This window comes from Geodermatophilus sp. URMC 61, from assembly GCF_052931555.1.
On record NZ_JBRFHZ010000002.1, the window covers coordinates 2,103,789 to 2,119,534 of the forward strand.

A 15,746-nucleotide genomic window follows, 5' to 3' on the forward strand; every position below is an offset into this window, starting at 1 on the left:
CGGCGTTCTGGCGCCCACCGGGCACGGACGTGGCTTCGTTGCCATTCCGGCGCGACTTCAGTACCACGAATACCAGCGTTCACCTATGGCGGCGGTGGCACGCAGCGGGACACGTTGCCACAGGTTCCGACTGGCGGCTGCGATCCGGGGAGACAGCCGGCCGGTTCCCGTGTCCCGGCTTGCGGTCGGAGAACTCGCCGCATACGGATACCGGTACACATGGAAGGACTGAGGCCGCGCTCCCCACTTCATCTTGTACTGCCCGAGACTCTCTTGGTTCTCCCGCACCTCGCCCAGGTCGAAGTAGCGGTATCCCGCCTTCCACGCATCGTGCATCGCGCGCCACAGGATCGCATCGTTCGGCTGGGAGGACACCTCGTCCGGGTCACGACCGTTCTTCGCGTACATGACCGTCCCCCCGAAGCGCAGGAACAAGGAGCCCACCAGCAGATTTGCAGCAGATCCCCGCTCCTGCTCAGCAAGCAGGAGCTGCGCGTGGCCGCTCGGGCCGAGGATCCTCCACACAGTGAGGAAGAATCGGTACGGCATGGGCAGTACTACGTGTCGGCGCATGGTAGCGAGGTAGAGCCGGTACCAAGCTCTGAGGTCAGATTCGGTCTCCGCTGCACGTACCCGGACTCCAGACCGCTCCACCTTCTCCACCGCGCGCCTTTTGACACCGTGGTTATGTGAGTTTCCAAAGCGTAACGGCTGCTCCGGTGGAGGCAACTCCCGAACGTAGGTGGTTCGAGTTGTCACTGATACGGGGAGCCACTGGTCCAGGCCTCCGGTGGTCGAACGCACAGAAAGCCACGTTCCTGGGTCTGCCTCGACGCGTGCGGCGGCGGCCCGCAGCATCGCGGCTGTGGCCTCATCGCTGTCGGCGAGAGGCCCGGCGAAAGGGGAGTGAGGCAGGGAGGAGTAGTAGTGCGTCCGTCGGCTCAGCAGCCCAGCAGGCCTGCACACCATCGGTAGCACCCCTCTCAGCCGTCCAGCCCCGTCCTCGCACATAAGAGCCGTGGGAGCGTGTCCGGTGAAAGCAGTGACCACCGAGAACCAGCCGGCGGACTGGTAGATGTGGCCGTCGGGGTGGTCGGCGACAAACCGATCCCAACGGTCGTCGAGGGTGGGATCGCACTCCCGGACATGCAGGTCGTCTGGGACGTGTTTCCCGCTCCCTGCTGGGGGAGCAACGACACCGTCGCTCCAAGGGACTCCACCGTCGCCGGCAGCAGCACGGATAGGGTGCCCTGACATGCATCTCTCCTTGCAGCTTCGGTCTCCGGTCACGGGTACGGACCCGCCACACGACATCTAGGCGCTGCGGGCTGAGCCGCGAGGACTGTCAGGGACCGTCCCTGCGACGGCCGCCGATGGTGCCACGTCGCTGACCCTGCGGGGCCGCATTCCGGCACGGCTCGCCAACCCGAGAGCAGTTGCGACTCGACTGGATCAGTGAGTCGACGCACAGGAGCAAGATCGTCACGTCGAGGCGAAACCATCATCGCTACGGAGGCGCCACTACGCTTCGTAACAGCATTCGGACCCGTCGTTCTATTCGGCCCACACGTCCACCCGGCGGAACTCGTTGACACGGCTCTTCACGCCGTAGTTGAGTGCCAGGACCACCGACAACGGGAGGAACATGCGCGGTCCGATCACGACCGCCGACGTCGGTCACCGTGTGCAGTCACCTGCGGACCGCGATGAGAAGCGCTCCCATCGACGGTGGCACGACGTCGAGCTGATCATCCCGGGTCCTGGTACCCGAGCGGTCACCCCGTCGCGATCGCTCGCCGCCGCCGGTTCGACGATCCGTGAGCCGGATGAGGATCCTCGCCAGGCCTGACATCCGGCACTCCGGACGGAGAACACCACGACATTGGAAAGCCTCCACTCAACGGCGCTCCCCGCCGGAGACCGTATCCGGCGGCCCTTCGCGACTCGTCGATGCGGGTCCGATCCATGCCGCGGCATTCTTGACCGACTACGACATCTACTCGATGAACCAACTCCAGACGCCGGACCGGCACCACCTCAGCCGGAACTTCAACAGGTGAGGTCTTCGGGAAGTCGCTCACGCACGAAATTCGTCATCACGAACGAGGGCTCGACTCGCTGGCCGAGAATCCATCGGGTGCCGGACCGCCCCTGGGAGTGGCGCGAAGGCAACGACCGCTCCCGTATCGCCGGTCACCGCCAGCCGCTACAGCTCCGCGGCTCAGGACTGGGAGCATGACGAGCCGATCGGCTCCGGGGTCCAATGGGCCGAGCGGAAGACCGCAGCTCCCCGGCCGGAGGACGCTCATCCAGCGGGTACGGAGCCTGTGGCGCTCACAGCCCGTGCTGCGGGACATGGTCACCAACGCGGTCAGTGCGGCCAGCGCTACCGTCGCCACCTCGGCGCTAGGACTCGCGTACTGGTTTGTCGCGGCCCGCAGCTTTTCGCCGTCGGCCGTCGGCTTCAGCAGCGCAGCCGTGTCCGGCATGACCTTGGTCTCGACGCTGTCCTCGCTCGGCCTGACCACGTACGTCTTGGGAGAAGCGCAGCGCATCCGAGAGCGCCGACGATCCCTCATCGTCACCACGTTGATGGCCACCGGCTTCACAACCACCGTCCTGGCCGTGATCTACGCAGTAGTGGTGCCACTTCTCTCGCAGGACCTGCGCCCCCTGGCTGCCAGCACATGGACTGTTCTGCTGTTCGTGGTGGGCGCCACGGCTACCGCAGTCGGGGGGGTGCTGGACGCGGCTCTCCTGGGGGCCCTCTACGGGCGCATCCAGCTCCACCGCAATACCTTGTTCGGCGTCCTGAAGCTCCTCCTGCTCGTACTGGCTGGCATTGTCCTGGCCAACAGCGGAGGACTCATCTTGTTCGCGACGTGGGTCGCTGGCGCGGTCTTGTCACTGGTCTGGCTGGCCATTGCGCGTGGCAGGTGGACACAGGCATGCCTGAGTGAGTTACGACTGTCCGCGATAGTTCCACTACTGCGAGACGTGATGCCCCCGGTGCTGCGGCATCAACTCCTCAACCTCGGCCTCAAGGTCCCCCTATTGACGCTCCCCGTGCTCGTCATCAGCGTGGTGTCGGCCGAGGCCAACGCAAACTTCTACATCGCCTGGCAGCTGACCAGCACCGCCTTTGTGCTACCGGCGTCACTCGCCGGGATGCTGTACGCCGTCGGAGCTGACGACAGCCGCGCACTTGCGCAGAGACTGCGGCTCACGCTGACAATCTCCGTGGTGCTCACTCTGATCGCCGCTGGAGTTCTCTCAGGAGGAGCCCCGTGGATCCTCTCCGTGTTCGGCGAGCAGTACGTCCGCAATGGCACGGGGGCCTTGATCGTGCTGGCCCTTGCCGGTATCCCGACCGTGGTCAAGAACCACTATGTCGCGGTCTGCCGGATCGGACGTCGCGTCCACAACGCCGTACCACTGATCTACTTGGGTGCCGCCCTTGAGATGGGCATGGCGTTCCTCGGCGGCCGACACGCCGGCCTACTCGGATTCGCCAGCGGGTGGCTCATTGCACTAACGCTCGAGTCCTGCCTCATGCTGCCACTGGTGGTACGTGGCCTCCGGGGCACGGTCCAAATGGCCATTCCCCGAGCGCGACCCGAGTGATGCCGCAGGCGGCGCCCAGCAGCGCGAAGCCGCCCGCGCATGCAGAAGCCGACGTCTCGGGCGCGGACGGCTTCGGTCGTCGTCCCGTGGCTGGTGGGGGCGCAGCACCGCGAGTACCGGCGACTCCTCGTGCGGTCCCGGCGGCAGCCGGGGTGGTGGAACCGCCGGTTGCGACGGCGTGGCGCCGGCTGACGCAGCAGCGTCTTCCCCGGGGCGGGCGGGCGCGGGATGGTCGGGCCTACCCGTCAGTCCAGGAGGCCGATGATGAGCAGCCCGACGCGGATGGACCCCACCTTCTACCGCAGCGCCGCCGAGGCGATCGCCGCCCCGACCGAGCGGCTGGCCTACGTCGTCGCGTTCGACCGCGCCGGCGCGAGGCCCGACGCACTCACCGTCGTGGACACCGACGCGGACTCCCCGACCTACGGGCAGCTGGTCGGCTTCGCCGAGCTGCCCACGGTCGGCGACGAGCTCCACCACTTCGGCTGGAACGCCTGCTCCAGCGCGCTGAGGCACGAGGGCCACGACATGGGGGACGACGGTCTGCAGCGCCGCTACCTGCTGCTGCCCGGGCTGCGCAGCTCGAACGTGCACGTCTACGACACCCACCCCGACCCGCGCTCGCCGAGACTGCACAAGACGATCGAGGCGCAGGAGCTGGCGGAGAAGGCCGGCTACTCCCGGCCGCACACGCTGCACTGCGGCCCGGACGGCGTCTTCCTCACCTGCCTGGGCAACGGGACCGGGGACGACGGCCCGGGCGGGATCGCGCTGCTGGACCACAGCACCTTCGACGTCCTGCGGGCGTGGGAGACCGACCGCGGCCCGCAGTACCTCGCCTACGACGCCTGGTGGCACCTGAACCAGAACACGCTCGTCTCCAGCGAGTGGGGCACCCCGGCCATGGTGGAGGACGGGCTGGTCCCCGAGCTGCTGCTCGGCGGCGAGTACGGCCACGCACTGCACTTCTGGGACCTCGCCGAGGGCCGGCACCGGCAGACGGTCGACCTGGGTGCGGAGCACCAGATGGTCCTCGAGCTGCGGCCCTCCCACGACCCGGAGGCGACCTGGGGCTTCGCCGGCGTCGTCGTCTCCACCGCCGACCTGTCGGCGTCGGTGTGGCGCTGGTTCCGCGACGGCGAGGAGTGGAAGGCCGAGAAGGTCATCACGATCCCCGCCCAGCCCGCCGACCCGGACGACCTGCCGCCGGCACTCAAGCCGTTCTCGGCGGTGCCCCCGCTGGTCACCGACATCGACCTGTCGGTCGACGACCGGATGCTCTACGTCTCGTGCTGGGGCACCGGCGAGCTCAAGCAGTACGACGTCACCGACCCGGCGCACCCGCGCGAGGTCGGCTCGGTGCACCTGGGCGGCATCGTGCGGAAGACCGCCCACCCGGCGGCGCCCGGCGAGCCGCTGGCCGGCGGCCCCCAGATGGTCGAGGTCAGCCGCGACGGCCGGCGCATCTACGTCACCAACTCGCTGTACGGAGCGTGGGACGACCAGTTCTTCCCCGACGGCACCGGCTCGTGGATGGCGAAGATCGACACCGACCCGCAGACCGGCGGACTCAACCTCGATGAGCGGTTCTTCCCGCACGGCGACGACTGGCGCGGGCTGCGGCCGCACCAGGTCCGCCTGCAGGGCGGCGACGCCTCCTCGGATTCGTACTGTTACAGGTGAGGTGCTGGAACGGCCCCCTCCACGGCGCCGCCGGCCCCTGCAGGGACCCGCCGCGAGCCTGCGAGCGAGTGGGGGCAGGGGTCCTCCTCCGAGGGGTGGGGAGGACGGGGCCGTTCAGCCGGTGAAGGCGAGGGTCTCGGCCAGCCGCGACGGCGTCACGGTCTTGAGCCGGGCGACGGCGTCGGCCAGCGGCACCAGGTGGATCTCGGTGCCGCGCAGCGCCACCATCTGACCGACCCCGCCCTCGTGCGCTGCGACGGTGGCGTGCAGGCCGAAGCGGGTGGCCAGCACCCGGTCGAAGGAGGTCGGGGTGCCACCGCGCTGCACGTGGCCGAGCACGGTGGTGCGCACCTCCTTGCCGGTGCGCCGCTCCAGCTCCTCGCCCAGCTGCTGTGCGACCCCGGTGAACCGCTTGTGGCCGTACTCGTCGACGCCGCCGTCACGCACCAGCATCGTGCCGGGCACCGGGGTGGCACCCTCGGCGACGACGCCGATGACGTGCGAGTCGCCGCGGGCGAAGCGGTCCTCGACGATCTTCGCCACCTCGGCGACGTCGAAGGGCTCCTCGGGCACCAGGGTCAGGTGCGCGCCGGCGGCCAGGCCGGCGTGCAGCGCGATCCACCCGGCGTGCCGGCCCATCACCTCCACCAGCAGCACCCGCTGGTGCGACTCCGCGGTGGTGTGCAGCCGGTCGATCATCTCCGTGGCGATGCTGACCGCGGTGTCGAAGCCGAAGGTCAGGTCGGTGCAGTCGATGTCGTTGTCGATGGTCTTGGGGATGCCGACGACCGGGACGCCGGCCTCCGACAGGAGGTGGGCCGCCGTCAGCGTGCCCTCACCGCCGATCGGGATGAGCACGTCGACCCCGTGCTGGTCCAGCACGGCCCTCATGTCGTCGAGGCCGGCGTGCAGCTTCTCCGGCGCCACCCGGGCCGAGCCCAGCGTCGTCCCGCCGCGGGTGAGCAGGCCGTCGACGGCGGCGACGTCCAGCGGGGTGGTGCGGTTCTCGAGCAGGCCGCGCCAGCCGTCGCGGAAACCGATCACCGAGCTGCCGTACTGGGTCGTCGCAGTGCGGACGACCGAGCGGATGACGGCGTTGAGGCCGGGGCAGTCGCCCCCGCCGGTCAGCACACCGATACGCACCGGCTGTCTCCCTGGGGTCGTGGGCCGGGTCGCCATCGACCATACGTCATGACGACATGACGACACCGCGACACCTCGACCCAGTGTGCCGCGCCTCCGTTCGTCGCCCCGGCCGGCCGCACCACCAGCCCCGTGCGCCACAGGAGGCGCGGTCAGGCCGGGCCGGCTGGAGGTCGGGTCGGGGTGGCTCACGGTGCTTCTCAGGTCGCAGTGTGCAACCACCGTGACCGGCCGGCCTGGAGGCCGCCCGGACCCGCGCTGTGCGTTCGCTGGACGCCTGCCGCCGGTCAGGACCCGCCGCCGTCCTCGCCTGGGGTCGCCTCGTCGGCCAGGGCCGCCAGCTGGTCCCGCGCGGCGGCGGCCACCCGGGCCGGCACGCCCAGGTCGGCCAGCTGCTGGGCGGCGGCCGCCATCTCCGCGGTCCGGCGGCGGGCGTGCTCGCGGGACGTGGTCAGGAACACCTCGAGGTCGGTGGCGGCGAAGCGGTCCAGCTCCGCGGCGATGTCGCGCCGCAGCCAGTCGCCGACCCCGGCCGCCTCCGCGCCCTGCACCGCCTCCACCACGGCGGCGGCCACGCCCTTCCAGAAGACGCTGCGCAACAGCTTGCGGGAGATCGCCGCACCCGCCGGACCGTCGAGCACGTCCACGGTCACGCCGAACCCGGCCAGCACCTGCGCGTACCTGCGGGCGCCGTCCCCGGACACCAGCATCGGGGTGCGCAGCCCGCGCCCGGGGACGGTCCCCAGCAGCGCCACGTCGGCCACCGGGACACCCCGGTCGGCGAGGGTCGCGGCGAGGTCCCGCTTCACGCGGGGCGCGGCGGTGTTGAGGTCGGCCCAGATCGCCCCGGGCTGCAGCCGGGGCAGGGCGTTGCGCAGCGCGACGGGCGCGTCGGCGGCGCTGTTCACGCTGAGCACCAGGTCGGCGTCCGCGACCGCCGCGGCCTCGTCGGTGCGCGGCAGCACCCCGGGTGGCGGAGCCACCCGGGGGTCGTAGCCCCGCACGTCGGCACCGAGAGCGACCAGGTCGCGGGCGATCTCCGCCCCGGCCTCCCCCAGTCCCAGCAGCGCGATCGCCGGCGGTCGGTCCACGGTCCCCACCTCCTGCGGCCCCCGGCGGGCCGCCCCGGCGGACTGTAGGCCGGGACCGGTGCGGCCGGTCAGCCGCGGCCGTCGTCCGCGAGGACGAAGAGCACCGAGATGCCGGCCAGGTCGAGCACCTTGCGGAACCGCGGGGACGCCGACCGGAGCACCGCCGGCCGCCCGTCGCGCGCCGCGGACTGCGCCCACCGCACCAGCAGCGACAGCCCCGTGGAGTCGATGTAACCGACGGAGGCGACCTGCACGGCCACCAGCTCGCGCTCGTCGAGGCCGTCGGCGCGCATCCGCCGCACGAGGGGTTCGTCGACGTCGCCGATCAGGTGCAGGACCGGGCCGGCGCCCTCCTGCACCACCCGGTAGGAGCCGCTCGGCGGCTCGGACCCGGAGCTCAGGTGGTGCACGCCCCCACTGTGACCGCGCCCGTCCCCAGCGACAAGCAGGACCCGAGCAGTGTCACCGGACCGTCACTGCACGGGCCTCCGGGGGGCAGCCGGAGAGCGCGGACCCCCTCGACCGGAGGTCCGGCAGCACGTGGTGGACCAGCTCGGACGGGATCGCGAGCACCGACCCGTCGTCGGCGGGCCGCTGCGGGTCGACGGTGGCTACCGGTGCCGTCAGGACGCAGTGTGCGCGGACCGGTCACCGTGGGTCATCCCGACCCGGGGTGTCCGACCGCGCCCGTACCGCGGTTTGTCACGCCGAGGTCACGGACCTACCGTTCCGGCCGTCCGACCGGGTCGTCCGCCACTCCCCCGTGGCGACCGGGCGGACGCCGCCGAACCCCGTACCGGCCCGTCTCGCCGGATCGGGGGCCGGGGACCCACCGCAGCACCGGGGTGAAGCGCCACCCGGCCGCCAGGCCGGGCAGCGCCGGGCGTCTTCCCGCCCGAACCCGTCAGCTAACTCGGTAGGCGGCCGTGGAAGGAAGGACAGACCCGCCTCCATGGCGAGTGCACCCACCCCTGCCCGCCGTGCGGTCCCCCGCATCGTGATCGGCCTGATCGCCGCCGGCGGCCTCACGCTCACGACCGTCCCCGCCGCCGCCAGTCCCGAGGACCCCGAGACCTCCGCCGAGGCCGCCGCGCTCGTCGCCGAGCGGGCCCACGACCTCGAGGTCGTCACCGAGCGGTTCAACGAGGCGCGCGAGCAGTTGCGCGCCACCCAGGACGCCGCCGCGCAGGCCGCCCGGGACGTCGCCGCCGCCGAGGCTGCCCTGGCCGCGGCGCGCGAGCAGGTCCGCGCCGTCGCCCGCGGCGCCTGGACCGGCGACCGGCTGACCACGCTCTCGGCGGTGCTCACCGCCGACTCCCCCGACGAGCTGCTCGACCGGGTCGGCACGCTCCAGGCGATCGCCGACCACACCAACGGTGTCCTCGGCGGCGCGGTGCAGGCCACGGACTCCGCCGCCGCGGCGCGCAGCGCGGCCGAGCGCACCGCGGCCGAGGCCGCCGCGCTGCTGGACCGGGTCGCCGCCCAGCAGGCCGACCTCGACCGGCAGGTCGCCACCTTCCAGGCCGTGTACGACCGGCTGGCGGCCGAGGAGCAGCGGGCCGCCCGCGAGGCCGCGGAGCGGCACACGGCCGAGGAGGCCGCGGCCGCGCAGCAGCAGGCCGCAGCGGCGGTGGCCCCGACCCCGGCGCCGCGGGTGGCGGCGGCCGGCGGCGCCGCGGCGACCGCCGTCGACACCGCCCTGGCACAACTCGGCGACCCCTACGTGTGGGCCGCCGCCGGGCCAGACGCCTTCGACTGCTCGGGCCTGGTGCAGTACGCCTACGCCGCCGCCGGCGTGCGCCTGCCGCACTCCAGCCGGATGCAGGCGCAGACGGGGACGCCGGTGTCGCGGTCGCAGCTGCAGCCCGGCGACCTGGTGTTCTTCTACAGCCCGGTCAGCCACGTCGGCATCTACGTCGGCGACGAGCAGATGGTGCACGCCTCGACCTCCGGCCAGCCGGTCGAGGTCGCCTCGATCGACTCGATGGGCGGCTACAACAGCGCCCGCCGGATCGGCTGAGGCCCGGGCGGCGCCTCCGTCAGCCGGCGGGGGTGCCGCCCTCCTGGACCGCGCCGTCCTGCGCGGAACAGCGCACGGCGACGATCGCGACGTCGTCCTCCGGCCGGGGCCCGACGATCCGCTCGATGAGCGCGTCGCACAGCCGGTCGACCGGGACCGGACCCAGCTCGCGCACCGCGGCCACCAGCCGGTCGGTGCCCTCGTCGATGCCGGTGCGGCCCTGCTCGACCAGCCCGTCGGTGTAGAAGAGCAGCGTGTCGCCCGCACCGACCTCCGCCACGGCGTCGCTGCGGGGCGCGGTCGACTCCGCACCGAGCAGCGTCTGCGGCTCGCTCGCCAGCAGCTCCACCCGGCCGTCGCCGTGCAGGAGCAGCGGCGGCAGGTGCCCGGCCGAGGACCAGCGCAGCACCCGCCGCCCGCTGCCGGCCAGCTCCGGCGGCTGCTCCAGGCGGGCGATGAGCGCGGTGGCCAGGGTGCCGATCCGCAGGCCGGTGAGCGCCGCGTCGACGCGGGTGAGGACCCGCGCCGGCTCCTCGTGCCGGTCGTAGGCGATGCCGCGCAGGATGCTGCGCACCTGCCCCATCGCCGCGGCCGCGTCGACGTTGTGGCCGACGACGTCGCCGATCACCAGCAGCGTCGCGCCGTCGGGCTGCTGGAAGGCGTCGTACCAGTCGCCGCCGACGTGCAGCGTGCTCGACGCCGGCAGGTAGCGGACGGCGATCTCCAGGTCGCCCGGCTGCGGCGGCGGGGTGAGCAGGCTGCGCTGCAGGGTCTCGGCGACGGCGAGCTGGCGGCCGTAGAGCCGGGCGTTGTCGATGGCCAGCGAGGCGCGGCGGGCCACCTCCACCGCCGTGGCGATCTCCATCTCGCTGTGCGGTGGCCGGGCCGAGCCGTTGATCAGCCCGAGGGCGCCGAAGGTCTCCGCCCGCGCCCGCAGCGGGACGACGGTGATCGAGCCGGCGTCCAGCCGCTCCCAGGCCGCGCGGACCTCCTCGCTGCCGCCGAAAGCGGGCTCGATGATCGCCGGGTCCAGGGCCTGCAGGTGGATCGGTTCGCCGGTGAACAGCGCGGTCACCATCGGGTTGTCGTCGACGGCGGTGCGCACCCTCTTCCTGAGGTAGAGCTCGAGGTCGTCCGCGCGGGCGGGGTCGCGGTGCCCCCACCCCGCGTCGGTGGGAGCGCCGTCGTCCCCCAGCACGCTGACCACGGCCCAGTCGCACAGCCGGGGGACGACGAGGTCGACCAGGGTGGCGACCGACTTCGTGGGGTCCAGCGTGCTGACCATCGACTCGCTGACCTCGGCGAGGAAGCGCAGCCGGTCGCCCTCGTCCGCCACGGCGTCGGTGCGGCTCTCGGGCACCGGGCCGACCCGGCGCCGCAGCGAGACGTGCAGGTGGTCGCCGGCCCGCTGCGCGGTCGCGTCGAGCCAGCAGCCCGCGGGCGGGTAGTAGCCGCGCCAGGTCACCCGCTCGCCGACGCTCCGGGCGTGCAGCAGGAAGCTGTGCAGGATCGTGCCGGCCAGCTCGGGCAGGGCGATCCAGATGTTGCGGCCGGCCAGCTCCTCGCGCCGGCGGCCGAGCAGGTCGGCGGTCGCCTGGTCGACCGAGACCAGCGTCCAGTCGCCGTCGAAGACCGCGACGCCGGGCGCCTGCCCGGCCGCCGTCGGGGATGCCGGGACGACCGCCGCGGCCGCTGCCGCCTCGCTCACGTCGTCCTCCCCCACCTGCGGTCGTCGCAACCGCCGTCGACGGAGGGAATCTACGCCAGTGCCGCTCCCGTCCCGCGTAGCCGAGGAGGTCAGGCCAGGCGTTCCTCGAGGTGCACGGTGACCTCCTCGCCGGGCTCCTTGCCGATGGCCCGGCGGACGTCGGCGGCCACCGGCAGCTTGTGCGTGCCGTCACCGAGGGCCATGAACGAGCTGCGGAACGGATGGCCGTCGATGGTGCCGCGGACCTTCACCAGGCCCCGCGTCCCGAAGAACTCCGCGGAGCCCGGCATCTGCACATAGGTCCACCCGCCGGGCGCGGAGCTGCGGACCAGGGTCGCGGTGAAGGCGGTGTCCAGCGGGGCGGTGGGCATCGTCGCCGTCCTCTCCTCGGGGTGTCCCTGCTGCTCGGACGGTGCGGGGGGACGGAACTCATCGGGGCACGCACTGCCCCGCCGCGGCCGCCGGGGAAGGATGTCGAGGTGCACGTGGAGACCCTGTTGCTGCTGGTCCTGAGCGCGGTCGCGGTCATCGTGGCGGTGCGCTGGGTGGCCGACCGCACCGGCCTGCCGGCGGCCGCGCTGCTGACGCTGACCGGCATCGCCTACGCCTACCTGCCCGGGCCGAACGTCGTCCTCGACCCCGAGCTGGTGCTCACGCTGGTGCTGCCGCCGCTGCTCTACAGCGCCGCGCTGGACAGCTCGCTGACGGCGATCCGCCAGAACCTGCGCACCGTGGTCAGCCTCTCGGTCCTCCTCGTGGCGGCCACCGCCCTGACGATCGGGGTCGGGTTCGCGCTGTTCGTCGGCGGGGCGACGCTGGCCGCCGGCATCGCGCTCGGCGCCGCGGTGGCTCCTCCGGACCCGGTCGCGGCCCTCGCCGTCGGACGCCGGGTGGGCCTGCCGCCGCGGATGGTCACGCTCATCCAGGGCGAGGGGCTGCTCAACGACGCGACCGCGCTGACCCTCCTCTCCGTCGCGGTGACCGCCGCGGTGGGCGACGGCTTCTCCACGCCGGCGGCGCTCGGCCGGTTCGTCGTCGTCGCGGCCGGCGGTGTCGCCGTCGGGGTGTTCGTCGCCCACGCCGTGCGGCCGCTGCGCCGGATCCGGCGGGATCCGCTCTCGTCGAACGCGATCTCCCTCGCCACGCCGTTCGTGGCCTACCTGCTGGCCGAGTCGGTGCACGTCTCCGGGGTGCTGGCTGTCGTCGTCGCCGGGCTGGTCATCGGGCACAACAACCCGAGCTGGGCGTCGGGCGCCAGCCGGTTGCAGACCGAGGCGGTCTGGCGGCTGGTCGACTTCCTCCTCGAGGGCGTCGTCTTCCTGCTCATCGGCCAGCAGCTGCCCGCGGTGATCAGCGGGCTGGGCGCGTACGACACCGGCACGGTCGTCACCGCGGCGGCCATCACCGTCGGCGTCGTGCTGCTGCTGCGGCCGCTGTGGCTGTGGCTCACCGAGCACCTGCCGCAGTCGCTGCACACCCGGCTGGGCGGCGAGGACGTCGCCGGCGACGACGGCGACCCGCGGACGGCGCCGCAGCGGCTCAGCGGGCGCGAGATCGCCGTCCTCAGCTGGGCTGGCACCCGCGGGGTGATCAGCCTGGCGGCGATCTTCACCCTGCCGCTGACCACCGACACCGGGGCGCCGTTCCCCGACCGCGACCTGCTGCTGTTCTGCGCGTTCCTGGCCGTGCTGGTCACCCTCGTCGGGCAGGGGCTCACCTTCGCGCCGCTGGTCCGCGCGCTGGGCCTGCGCGCGGACGAGGCCGACCAGGCCCGGCTGCGCAACGAGGCGCGGGCGGCCTCGGTGGAGGCCGGGCTGCGGCGGCTGGACGAGCTGGCCGCCGAGCAGCACGACCACGTCGACGACGGCGCCATCGAGGCGATCCGGTCCCAGCTGCAGGGCCGGCTGGACCGCTACCGGCGCCGGCTGGACATGCTGCAGGGCGTCGAGGGCGGCGAGGTGCCGATGTCCCCGCAGTACGAGGCGGCCCTGCGGGTGCGTCGCGCGGTGCTCTCCGCCCAGCGGGAGGAGCTGCTGCACTGGCGGGACGTGGGCCGGCTGCCCGACGAGGGGCTGCGCCGGCTCGAGCGCGAGCTCGACCACGAGGAGGGCCGGCTGCCGGCCCGCCGCTAACCGACCGGCAGCCCGGCGAGCCCCGCGACGAGGCCCAGCAGCGCGCACACGCCGAGGGTCCGCAGCACCGACCAGCGCAGCCGGAACAGCAGCACCGCGGCCAGGACCGCGATCGCCAGCGGCACCGGCCGCAGGGTCGCCGGGTCGGGCAGCTCCAGGTGCAGCGGCCCGCGGTCGACGGCGACGGTCCCGGAGAACAGCGTGTGGACGGCGAGGTAGACGCCGAGGTTCGCGATGACCCCGACCACCGCCGCGGTGATCCCGGTCAGCGCCGACGACAGCGACCGGTTGCCGCGCAGCCGCTCCATGTACGGCGCACCGAGCAGCACGAACAGGAAGCTGGGCACGAAGGTCACCCAGGTGACCAGCAGTGAGGCCAGGACGGCGGCCGCCCACGGGTCGAGCGCGCCCGGGTCGCGGTACGCGCCGAGGAAGGCGACGAACTGCACCACCATGATCAGCGGCCCGGGCGTCGTCTCGGCCAGCGCCAGCCCGCGCACCATCTCGCGCGGCCCGAGCCAGCCGTGGACCTCGACCGCCTGCTGGGCGACGTAGGCGAGCACGGCGTAGGCGCCGCCGAAGGTGACGACCGCGGCACCGGAGAAGAACACCCCCTGCTGGGTGAGGACGCTGCCCGGGCCGGTCAGCAGCGCGACCGCGGCCACCGGCACGCCCCACACCACCAGGCCGGCCAGCAGCACCCGCAGCGTGCGGCGGGTGGACGGCGGCTCGGCGTGCAGCGCGTCGTCGCTGATGACCGGCGGCGGGCCGTCGTCCCCCGTGGTGGCGGCCGCCTTGTGCGGCAGCGCGGCCGGGCGCCAGCGGCCCAGCGCCCAGCCGGTGACGCCGGCCAGCGCCACGACCACCGGGAACGGAATGCCGAACAGCGCCAGGGCGAGGAACGCGGCGACCGCGATCGCGGCCAGCGCCCGGTTGTCGAGCGCCCGCTTCGCGACCCGCTGCACGGCCTGGGCGACGATGGCCAGCACGGCCGGGGCGAGCCCGGCGAACACCGCGAGGACGGCGGTGGTGTCGCCGAAGGCGACGTAGACCGCGGAGAGCACCAGCAGCGCGACGACGCCGGGCAGCACGAACAGCCCGCCGGCCACCAGCCCGCCGCGGGTCCCGTGCAGCAGCCAGCCGACGTAGGTGGCCAGCTGCTGGGCCTCGGGACCGGGCAGCAGCATGCAGTAGTTCATGGCGTGCAGGAACCGGCGCTGGCCGATCCAGCGGTGCTCGTCGACGAGCGTGCGCTGCATGACCGCGATCTGCCCGGCCGGACCCCCGAAGGTCTGCAGCGAGATGAGGAACCACGCCCGCACCGCGGTGCGGAACGGCACGATCGTCTGCTGCTGCGGCCGGGCGGGGCTGTCGGCGTCCACGGGATCCTCGCAGGGGTCAGGCCGGCTCGCGGCCGAGCAGCAGGCGACGGCGGTGGTACTCGTACAGCCCGTCGAAGAGCGGACCCGCGACGGCGAGGGTCTGCTCGTCGGTGCCGGTCATCGACAGCCCCCGCAGCAGGACGTCGAGCCCGGCGGCCTCCGGGGCGTCGAAGCGCCCGTCGTCGAGATCGGCCTCGTGCACCGCCTCGGCGATCCGCCAGAGCACCGGGTCGGTGAGCTCGTAGCGGCGCAGGATCGTCTCGAAGGTGCAGTCGCTCCCGGCGTGACCGAGCGCCACCCCCCGCATATCGAACGGGGTGGCGTCGGCGGGCACGTCGGCCGGGTCGGCGACGAAGACGAACTCCGCCGCCGGGTCGACGAACCGGCGGATCAGCCAGGCGCAGGCGGCGCGGTCGATGTGCACGCCTGCCCGGGTCGCCCACCTCACCGCGTCACCTGCGCGGTCACGGCGGCCTCGCCCAGCGCGCGCAGGGCCCGGTCGGCGTTCTCCCGCTCCGGCGGGGGGAAGAAGTCGCGCCGGCCGATCGCGCGGAACTCGCTGCGCAGCCGGCGCAGCGCCCGGGACCGCTCGGCCGGCTCCGCGGCGGCCGCGGTGACGCACTCCTCGGCCAGCGCCCGGTACTCCGCGGCCCGCGCGGCGGCCATCCCGGTGGCGAGCTCGCGCTCCTGCGCGGCGCCGGCCGGGCGCGCCACCCACAGCCCGGCCGTGCCGCCGGCCGCGAGGACGTCGTCGGCCAGCCACTCCAGCGACTCACGGGTGCGGGCGTCGGCCGGCAGTGCCACCAGCCCGTCGGCGAGCTGGGCCACGCCGAGCCGGCGCAGCCGCCGCCACAGCGTCGTCCGCGGGCCCGAGGGCTCGCGCGGGAGCCGGTAGGACAGCAGCACCCACTCGCCGGTCACGGTCACAAGGTGATGCAACCATGGTTGCAGCAGTCGCGTCCA

The 15,746-nt window shown here is 73.2% G+C and carries 13 protein-coding genes and 1 riboswitch; of the genes, 4 read left to right on the forward strand and 9 right to left on the reverse strand.

Features of this window, described 5'->3' with window-relative positions:
• Window positions 1–57 precede the first annotated feature (57 nt).
• Window positions 58–1,314, reverse strand: coding sequence for a lipid II:glycine glycyltransferase FemX (locus tag ACU610_RS09680; RefSeq protein ID WP_446767490.1), 1,257 nt, complete (start codon window positions 1,312–1,314; stop codon window positions 58–60).
• Window positions 1,315–2,355: 1,041 nt separating this feature from the next.
• On the opposite strand from ACU610_RS09680, the gene ACU610_RS09685 reads away from it, so the two are divergent.
• Window positions 2,356–3,624, forward strand: a complete 1,269-nt coding sequence (locus tag ACU610_RS09685) for a lipopolysaccharide biosynthesis protein (protein ID WP_446767491.1) — start codon at window positions 2,356–2,358, stop codon at window positions 3,622–3,624.
• Between the two features lie 264 nt (window positions 3,625–3,888).
• Window positions 3,889–5,307, forward strand: coding sequence for a selenium-binding protein SBP56-related protein (locus tag ACU610_RS09690; protein ID WP_446767492.1), 1,419 nt, complete (start codon window positions 3,889–3,891; stop codon window positions 5,305–5,307).
• Window positions 5,308–5,421: 114 nt separating this feature from the next.
• Here ACU610_RS09690 and ACU610_RS09695 read toward each other — a convergent pair whose 3' ends face one another.
• The 3 genes from ACU610_RS09695 to ACU610_RS09705 all read right to left on the reverse strand — a co-directional run bounded on the left by ACU610_RS09695 (window position 5,422) and on the right by ACU610_RS09705 (window position 7,951).
• Entirely contained in the window at window positions 5,422–6,450 is a 1,029-nt protein-coding gene (locus ACU610_RS09695; RefSeq protein WP_446767493.1) for an ATP-dependent 6-phosphofructokinase, read from the reverse strand.
• Window positions 6,451–6,737: 287 nt separating this feature from the next.
• Window positions 6,738–7,541: a DUF1932 domain-containing protein gene (locus tag ACU610_RS09700; protein WP_446767494.1), complete on the reverse strand. Its 804-nt coding sequence runs from the start codon at window positions 7,539–7,541 to the stop codon at window positions 6,738–6,740.
• 68 nt (window positions 7,542–7,609) lie between these two features.
• The gene (locus ACU610_RS09705; RefSeq protein ID WP_446767495.1) at window positions 7,610–7,951 is read right to left on the reverse strand and encodes an STAS domain-containing protein; all 342 of its coding nucleotides are present in this window, start codon (window positions 7,949–7,951) and stop codon (window positions 7,610–7,612) included.
• 387 nt (window positions 7,952–8,338) lie between these two features.
• A riboswitch (cyclic di-AMP (ydaO/yuaA leader) is annotated at window positions 8,339–8,479 on the forward strand.
• Between the two features lie 14 nt (window positions 8,480–8,493).
• On the opposite strand from ACU610_RS09705, the gene ACU610_RS09710 reads away from it, so the two are divergent.
• Window positions 8,494–9,561: a C40 family peptidase gene (locus ACU610_RS09710; protein ID WP_446767496.1), complete on the forward strand. Its 1,068-nt coding sequence runs from the start codon at window positions 8,494–8,496 to the stop codon at window positions 9,559–9,561.
• Window positions 9,562–9,580: 19 nt separating this feature from the next.
• Here the strand turns inward: ACU610_RS09710 and ACU610_RS09715 are convergent, their stop codons facing one another.
• Window positions 9,581–11,269 carry a SpoIIE family protein phosphatase gene (locus ACU610_RS09715; RefSeq protein WP_446767497.1) on the reverse strand — a complete coding sequence of 563 codons (1,689 nt, stop codon included), beginning with the start codon at window positions 11,267–11,269 and terminating at the stop codon, window positions 9,581–9,583.
• Between the two features lie 89 nt (window positions 11,270–11,358).
• A complete protein-coding gene (locus ACU610_RS09720) occupies window positions 11,359–11,640 on the reverse strand; it encodes a DUF1905 domain-containing protein (protein ID WP_446767498.1) in 282 nt (93 codons plus the stop codon).
• Between the two features lie 108 nt (window positions 11,641–11,748).
• On the opposite strand from ACU610_RS09720, the gene ACU610_RS09725 reads away from it, so the two are divergent.
• Window positions 11,749–13,401 (forward strand): Na+/H+ antiporter, encoded by a 1,653-nt coding sequence (locus ACU610_RS09725; protein WP_446767499.1) that lies wholly within the window; start codon window positions 11,749–11,751, stop codon window positions 13,399–13,401.
• Here the strand turns inward: ACU610_RS09725 and chrA are convergent.
• The 3 genes from chrA to ACU610_RS09740 are packed head-to-tail and all read right to left on the reverse strand — an operon-like array spanning window position 13,398 to window position 15,704.
• Window positions 13,398–14,783, reverse strand: a complete 1,386-nt coding sequence (gene chrA / locus ACU610_RS09730) for a chromate efflux transporter (RefSeq protein ID WP_446767500.1) — start codon at window positions 14,781–14,783, stop codon at window positions 13,398–13,400. The genes ACU610_RS09725 and chrA overlap by 4 nt on opposite strands.
• 16 nt (window positions 14,784–14,799) lie before the next feature.
• Window positions 14,800–15,231: a chromate resistance protein ChrB domain-containing protein gene (locus tag ACU610_RS09735; RefSeq protein WP_446767501.1), complete on the reverse strand. Its 432-nt coding sequence runs from the start codon at window positions 15,229–15,231 to the stop codon at window positions 14,800–14,802.
• Window positions 15,228–15,704: a Chromate resistance protein ChrB gene (locus tag ACU610_RS09740; protein ID WP_446767502.1), complete on the reverse strand. Its 477-nt coding sequence runs from the start codon at window positions 15,702–15,704 to the stop codon at window positions 15,228–15,230. The genes ACU610_RS09735 and ACU610_RS09740 overlap by 4 nt, the downstream gene beginning before the upstream one ends.
• Window positions 15,705–15,746: the final 42 nt, after the last annotated feature.

Coding starts and splice junctions, on each gene's coding strand:
- ACU610_RS09710 (WP_446767496.1), top strand. CDS start 8,494: ATGGCGAGTGCACCCACCCCTGCCCGCCGTGCGGTCCCCCGCATCGTG.
- ACU610_RS09680 (WP_446767490.1), bottom strand. CDS start 1,314: ATGTCGTGTGGCGGGTCCGTACCCGTGACCGGAGACCGAAGCTGCAAG.
- ACU610_RS09690 (WP_446767492.1), top strand. CDS start 3,889: ATGAGCAGCCCGACGCGGATGGACCCCACCTTCTACCGCAGCGCCGCC.
- ACU610_RS09685 (WP_446767491.1), top strand. CDS start 2,356: ATGGTCACCAACGCGGTCAGTGCGGCCAGCGCTACCGTCGCCACCTCG.
- ACU610_RS09720 (WP_446767498.1), bottom strand. CDS start 11,640: ATGCCCACCGCCCCGCTGGACACCGCCTTCACCGCGACCCTGGTCCGC.